Here is a 5,502-nt window from a genome sequence, read left to right as displayed (position 1 = left end):
CCCGGCGCTGGCGCTGCATGTGCGGCTGCTGTCGCAGCTGCTGGGCTATTTCTACGCCGCCAAGGTGCGCGAACAGACCTTGCGCGAGCAGGCCTACAGCCAGGCGATCCATGACACCGGCGCGCGGCTGACGCACGACGTGAAGAATATCCTGCAGTCGCTGAAAACCCTGCTCGCCGCCGCCGACATGTCCACGCCCGAGGATAGCGAGCGTCTGCTGGAACTGATGAAGCGCCAGTTGCCGCAGCTGGCGACGCGGCTGTCGCAGACAGTCGACAAGCTGAAGCAGCCGGCCGAAATGGATGTCGCGCACATACCGGCGCAGGCGTGGTGGGCGGAGCTGCAGACGCGCTACGAACACGACGACGTGCAGTTCTTCGCCAAGGCGCTCGACGACACGCCGTTGCCGCAGGATCTGTTCGACAGCGTCGCCGACAACCTGCTCACCAACGCGCTGCGCAAGCGCCAGGCCGAGCCCGGCGTGGCGGTGGCGGTGCGCCTGGAACTGCAGCCGCTGGTGAGCCTGACGGTGACCGACAGCGGCGCGCCGGCACCCGAGCACGTGGCGCGCAACCTGTTCCTGAGCCCGGTGGCCTCGGATTTCGGTCTCGGAGTGGGGCTGTATCAGGCCGCGCGGCAGGCGGCGCGCACCGGCTATCGGCTGGAACTGCCGGACAACCAAGCGGGGCGGGTGGCGTTCCGCCTGCAGGCTACGGACAACCGCCCGCCGGGCATACCCGGTTGATCAGCACGCTGAACGGCAGCCAGGCGACGAGATCGTCGAACTCGCCTGCTGCGTCGCCCGGCCTGGAGGGGGGGCGACTGACGTAGCGGTGGTCGGCGTCGAGGTTCTCGATTTCGTTGGCGCTGGTTCCGGGGGGCAGCGCAGGGGTGGGGCTGCCAAAGGGAATGTTGACATTGCGGGCCCCCCGGCCATTGGGGCCATGCGATACGAGGACGACCGGCATGCCGGCGGCCACATCCACCGTCGGACAGTCGGCCAGGGAACAGACATGGTTCCACGTTGACGTGGCCGCAGCTTCGCTGCCATTAAAAAAACCATTGTTGCTGTTGGTCAGATCTTCATGGGTTGTGTAGCGCAAGCGGTTACCCCACGCGTCCTGGGAGGCGGTACCGAGGGTGACCCAGGGCAGCCAGCCAGCCCGTTGCGGGCAATCGCCGGCGACGTCGCGTGCTTCCTCGATGCCGTCTGCGTTGGCGTCGGGGCAGGGGAGATAGGGCCTGGGAGGCGAGCCTGAGGTCTGATGGGTCATCGCATAGCCGATGATCGCTTCCCGCGCCTCCTCCAGCGTCTTCTTGGTTTCGGCAATCCGTCGCGCCTGGATCTGCGTCGACAACGGCATCGCCAGTCCGCCGATCAGGATGGTGACGATGACCAGCACGATGGCCAGTTCGATCAGGGTGAAGCCGCGCTGGGAACTCATGGTGCGGATTCCTTCTCGCCGGGGGCGGACGGCGTGGGTGGGAGCGGGCGCAATACCTGGTAGGGTTCGTACACGTGGCCGTCGGCACGGATCTGTCCCGGCTTCAGCCCCGATACGGCCGCGCCGTCGAGTTGCGGCCTGCCGTCGACCCAGCGCGTGGTCTTGCCGTCGGAGCGGATCAGCATGCCGTCGAAACGCAGGGGTGCCGGCGTGGCGGGGGCGGTGGTTTTATTCTGGCCGCGCGGCTGGGTGAGGTTGCGGGTGCGCGCGGCTTCGAGTTGGGCGCGCTGCTCGGGGGTGTAGAACAGGCGTCCGGGGTCGGCGGTTGCTGCAAACCCTGAACCGCAGAGGCACAGGGCCAGAGAGAAAACCCAGGCTGAACCGTAACGGCCCATTCCGCGCCGAATGGACCTGCTGTGCCCTGTGTTTCTGTGCCCCCGGGGCGAATGGATGTTCATTGCAAAGTCCCCGATTTTGCCGCAACGGTAAACCACAGCAGTTCGCATTCGGCCAGCAGGCGCGGCTGGTTGGCCGGCTCGAATGGCGCATCGCCCGGATGGGACAGCTGGCAGCCCTGCACCCGGTAGACCCCGGGTGCGCGCACCTTGAGCGCGTTCAGGAAGCGCGTGAGATCGGTCTCCACCAGTAGCGGCAGGGTGAGGCTCATGGTCGTCTGCCCCAGCGGCAGGCCATGGGCGAGCGCGGGAAGCGAAGCGGCGCGCGGCGTCAGCCGGTAATCCAGGCTATAAAGCCCGGCATCGCGGTAGGCCAGTTGCGCCGCTTCGATCCAGGCCAGCCGGTCTTCTGCGCCGATAAAGCCGCGTGCGGCGAGCGCCTGATAATCGGCCAGGTGAGTGGCGATGAGTTGCTGCTGCTGGCGGCTGCGGTCGAGCTGCTGACGCGCGCCGTTGAGCGCGCTGCGTTGCTGCTGCAGGACAAGCCCGGCGTCTTGCGCCTGGCCGCGGCTCCACAGTATGCCGCCCCCGGCCAGCAGCAGTGCCGCCAGTACCAGCAGCAGCGGCAGCTTGAGCGCGGCGAACGGCGGGTGCTTCATGGCCGGGCCTCGCGGTAACGCAGGCCGAGGCTGAAACGCGCGGCGGGGGATTCGCCCGCGCCGGCATCGAGCGTTCGCCCCGACAGGGTGCTGGCGGAATCGGCGTTCACCGGGCTGCTGCGCAAGCGCACGTCATGCAGGGCGGGCACGGCTTGCAGGGTATGCATGAACCGGTCGATGCGCTGCATGGCCGCGCGGTAATTGCCGTCGAACGGAACCAGCGAGGCGTCGAGGCTGACCCGCGTTCCGTCACCGGCCGTTAGCGCGTCGTCGGCCCACTCCAGCTTGTCGAGCGTGATGTCGGGCACCGCGTCGATGGCCCGGCCGATGGCGGCAAGCAGCGCGCCGGTATCGGGCTGGCCGCTGCCGAGCTGGCGCGCCAGCGCCACCGTCTGGGCCAATTGTTCGGGCGCCGCCGACTGGATGGGAAACGTGCGCGCGATGGACAGATAGCGGGCGTCGAGCTGTTGCTGTTGCTGCAGCATCTGGCTGGCCTGGTCGGTCAGGTCTTGCGCGTGCAGCCAGTAGGCGGCCGTGATGCCTGTTCCGAGCAGTGCAATGATGCCCGCAGCCGCGTGCAGGCCACGCCGCCAGCGGAATTCGGTATGGCGTTGCAGCAGTTCGGGCGGGGCCAGGTTCAACTGCATGGCCTCGCCCGCAATCGCGGCCAGCGGCGCGATTTCCGGCGTGGCGGCGAGAAAGTCGTCCGGAATGCGCAGAGCGCGCGCGAGGCTGGCCATGTCGATCAGCCGCGTGCTGAACGCGGGATCGGCGTTGAGCGGCGCCTGCGCGCTGTCCAGCTGGCCGCCGGGGTCGAGCAGCAGCACATGCAGGCGGGCTTCGCGCGGCAGGATGCGCTGGCCGGTCAGGTAAAGCTGCGTCTTGGCAATTTCGTCGGCCGCGCTGCCCGGCAGCTGGGTCGGGGTGTCGCCGCCGATCAGGCGCGAAAAACGCAATAAGCCGTGATGGTAGTAAGACAGCCGCAAACTGTTGTTGAGGCGGCAGGCCAGCAGCACGTGAGGCTCCTGTATCCGCAGTTTGTCCAGCAGGTGCTGGCACGCCAGCGCCAGCGGGGCGATGCCGGTCAGCGGTACGCGTTCGCGGTGCAGCACGCCGAGCCACGGCGTCAGCCAGTCGGCGTCGGGCAGGGCGGCCAGCAGATAACGGTCGTCGCGGCGCCCGGTCGTCTCGCGCGCCTGCCGCCAGGCGCCGGTAAAACGCGCATTGCGGAACACCTGTTTGAGCTTGCGCGCCAGCAGTTCGTCGCGCGCGCGTCCCTGCACGTGCGGCAGGATTTCGCTGCGGTAATCCTCGTCCACCGTGTCGACCACCAGCAGCACCGGCAGCTGCGCATGCTTGACCACGACCCTGTGGAATGCCGCCAGCCCTTCGGTACTGGCGGGAAAATCGCCCAGCCAGTGCAGATGCCCGGGACGCCAGTCGAGCACGCCGATCTGGCGGGGGGTGGCGAGCAGAATCAGGCGGTGGTCGAGCATCACAGTGGCAGGTTCCCGATCAGGTCGTAAATCGGCAGCAGCACCGATACCAGGATGCCGCCGAGCAGCAGGCCGAGGATGGCGGTGAGCAGCGGCTCCAGGATCCGGAGGCCGTTTTCGATCGAGTCGAGCACTTCGCGGTTATAAAAATACGTCACGTTGTCGAGCGCTTCGTCGAGCGCGCCGGTGGTCTCGCCGACGCGCAGCATGCGGATCACCAGCGGCGGAAACAGCGCCAGCGACTGAAAGCTTTCGGACAGGCCGCGGCCATCGGCAATCTGCTGCGCGGCGCGGCGGATGCCGCCAGCGATCACCCGGTTGCCGGCGACCATCTCGCCCGCGCGCAAGGCATCGAGTACCGTCACCCCCGAGCGGTACATCATCGCCAGGGTGTTGGTGAAGCGCGACAGCACGATCTTCTGCACGATCGGCCCGAGGATCGGCAGCCGCAACTGGGTGCGGTCCCACCAGTCGCGCCCCGCCTCGCTCCTGCTTGCCCATAACGGCAGCCCGACCCCCAGCGCCAGCGCCAGCAGCAGCCCGACCAGCCAGTACGAACGCAACGCACTCGATACCGCCATCAGGATCAGGGTCGGCAGCGGCAGCACCACGCCCATGGTCTCGACCAGGGAGAGCACCTGCGGCACCAGATAGACCAGCAGAAACAGGATGGCCGCGCCGACCACGGCCAGCACCAGCGCCGGATAGATCATCAGCCGCCTGGCCTTGGCGGCGACTTCTTCCTGCCATTTCAGCGATTCGCCCAGGCGCTCGAACACCGCATCCAGCAGACCGGTCTGCTCGCCGGCGCGCACGCTGTGGACGAACACCGCGCCGAACACCGCCGGGTGCGCAGCCAGCGCCTGCGACAGCACCTTGCCGCCCTCCAGGTCTTCCAGCAGCGCGGTCAGCACATCGCGAAAGCCGCGTTTTTCCATGCTGTCGCGCAGGTCGCGCAGGCCTTCGAGCAGCGGAATCCCGGCGCGGGTGATGTAGCGCATGTGGATGCAGAAGGTGACCAGGTCGCGGCGGGTGACGCGCTCGCGGCCGCTGGGGGCGTATTGGCGCGAAAGCTCGGAAAGCGTGATGAGGTCGAGCCCCATGCGCTTCAGGCGCAGTTCGAGGTCGACGTCGTTGACGGCCGACAGTGTGCCCCGGGTGGTGCGGCCGGTCTGGTCGATGGCGCGGTAGTCGAAGAAGGGCATGGTTATGCGAGCCTCGCGAGGGCTTCGCTTTTCGCCTGCGGGATGCGATCGCTCTGTTTCGCCTTTGGCCGAGTTACTTTCTTTGCTTCGCCAAAGAAAGTAACCAAAGAAAGGCGACCCCACATCGCTGCCCTGCGGGTTCCCGATTTGGCGCGCGCGGGCGGGCGCTCCACCAACTCGCCCTGGCAAGGCACACAAAACGTGCCTTGCTGCGGAGCTCGGACACGGTTCCGCTTTTTCCCCGCCCGCCCACACCAAATCGGCAGCGCTGAAGGGGGACAACCCAGGGTGCCGCCATCGCC

At 67.6% G+C, this 5,502-nt stretch carries 6 protein-coding genes; 1 reads left to right on the top strand and 5 read right to left on the bottom strand.

Features of this window, described 5'->3' with window-relative positions; genetic code table 11:
• Positions 1–745: ATP-binding protein (locus tag Q0L94_RS02890; protein WP_366799127.1), on the top strand; the 745-nt coding region annotated here is incomplete at its 5' end.
• Here the strand turns inward: Q0L94_RS02890 and Q0L94_RS02885 are convergent.
• Genes Q0L94_RS02885 through Q0L94_RS02865 form a run of 5 tightly spaced genes read right to left on the bottom strand, consistent with a single transcriptional unit; the run spans position 711 to position 5,200 of the window.
• Entirely contained in the window at positions 711–1,445 is a 735-nt protein-coding gene (locus Q0L94_RS02885; protein WP_296749921.1) for a type II secretion system protein, read from the bottom strand. The two genes, Q0L94_RS02890 and Q0L94_RS02885, sit on opposite strands and share 35 nt — an antisense overlap.
• Positions 1,442–1,840: a hypothetical protein gene (locus tag Q0L94_RS02880; protein ID WP_296749920.1), complete on the bottom strand. Its 399-nt coding sequence runs from the start codon at positions 1,838–1,840 to the stop codon at positions 1,442–1,444. The genes Q0L94_RS02885 and Q0L94_RS02880 overlap by 4 nt, the downstream gene beginning before the upstream one ends.
• A 59-nt stretch (positions 1,841–1,899) precedes the next feature.
• Entirely contained in the window at positions 1,900–2,499 is a 600-nt protein-coding gene (locus Q0L94_RS02875) for a hypothetical protein (protein WP_296749918.1), read from the bottom strand.
• The gene (locus Q0L94_RS02870) at positions 2,496–3,995 is read right to left on the bottom strand and encodes a monoheme cytochrome SoxX (RefSeq protein ID WP_296749916.1); all 1,500 of its coding nucleotides are present in this window, start codon (positions 3,993–3,995) and stop codon (positions 2,496–2,498) included. The genes Q0L94_RS02875 and Q0L94_RS02870 overlap by 4 nt, the downstream gene beginning before the upstream one ends.
• Positions 3,995–5,200, bottom strand: coding sequence for a type II secretion system F family protein (locus Q0L94_RS02865; protein WP_296749915.1), 1,206 nt, complete (start codon positions 5,198–5,200; stop codon positions 3,995–3,997). Before Q0L94_RS02865 ends, Q0L94_RS02870 begins: the two co-directional genes overlap by 1 nt.
• Between the last annotated feature and the right edge of the window lie 302 nt (positions 5,201–5,502).

It is taken from the genome of Thiobacillus sp. (genome assembly GCF_024708915.1).
The sequence above is the reverse complement of the archived record's forward strand: the minus strand, read 5'-3'. Positions and strand labels throughout refer to the sequence as shown.